General features: G+C 54.7%; 1 protein-coding gene. It reads right to left on the bottom strand.

From position 1 onward, the window contains the following. Positions 1-949, bottom strand: a 949-nt coding sequence (locus ACO0LB_RS20435; RefSeq protein WP_423052518.1) for a DUF4214 domain-containing protein, incomplete at both ends; no start/stop codon positions are given.

Here is a 949-nt window from a genome sequence, read left to right on the forward strand (position 1 = left end):
CCATAGGTGCTCTGGAACTCAAGTCCAGCCACGAACGCACTACTGACGTCTTTTAACATCACACCGGTTTTCTCCTGCGCAATCCAGTACGCCAGACCCTCTCTGTCCGGTAAGCGGTCAAAGGCGCCGAAGTACAATCGCGTCAGGCCGCCAATACCAGACTGAAACTCTGGCGATGCCATAAAGGAGGCCGCCACCTGTGCCCGGGTCATCGTGCCGCTGTTGATCTGGTTACTCCAGTAAGCAATGCCTCCGGTATCGCCTTCCCGGAACAGGACGTCACGGTACAGTTGCATGGCAAACAAATCAGCGCGGTGGAGTACATCATTGTCCTTGATGGCCGGATTCGTTCCCACGACCGGTTCTACCGCGTCAGGAATACCATCGCCATCCTTGTCGCCCGGCGTACCCACAGCGGGGGTGGGCGTCTGATATCCCAGAGCACCCACACTCAGAATCTTGCCGTCCACTTTACCATCTGCATCAAAGGCGCCGCCGTCTGTCACAGTGAAGTCAACCTTGAGGTGGTTGTTGACCGTAGTAATGTTCGTGGCAATATTGACCCAGTTACCCTTGGCATCCTGTACCCAGTATCCATTCACCGGTGTGAGGATGTCGGTGTACAACGACATGCCAATTTGTAATGGCGCTGCCTGTAATGGTGTGCTGCTCTCTTCAGGTACGATGGACAGTGGTGTTGCTGCCGGTGATGCAGGTGCTTCGAGTTGAATGGACAGAACGCCATAAGGGAAGGACAGGCTGGCCGGGATATTCGTCGCTGTGTTGCTGGGCAATGTGATGGCATGTGTCTGTGCCCAGCCGGCTTGATTTGCAACGGTCAGATAGTGGGGGATCGTAAAATTGTTGTTCCATAAAAAGGACGTCACGTCTTTTTGTAACTGATCGGCAATGCCATCGCCATTCCCATCGCCGGTGCCACTGCCGTTGA

Origin of the sequence: Undibacterium sp. SXout7W (assembly GCF_049339385.1) — a bacterium.
Taxonomy (GTDB): domain Bacteria; phylum Pseudomonadota; class Gammaproteobacteria; order Burkholderiales; family Burkholderiaceae_D; genus Undibacterium.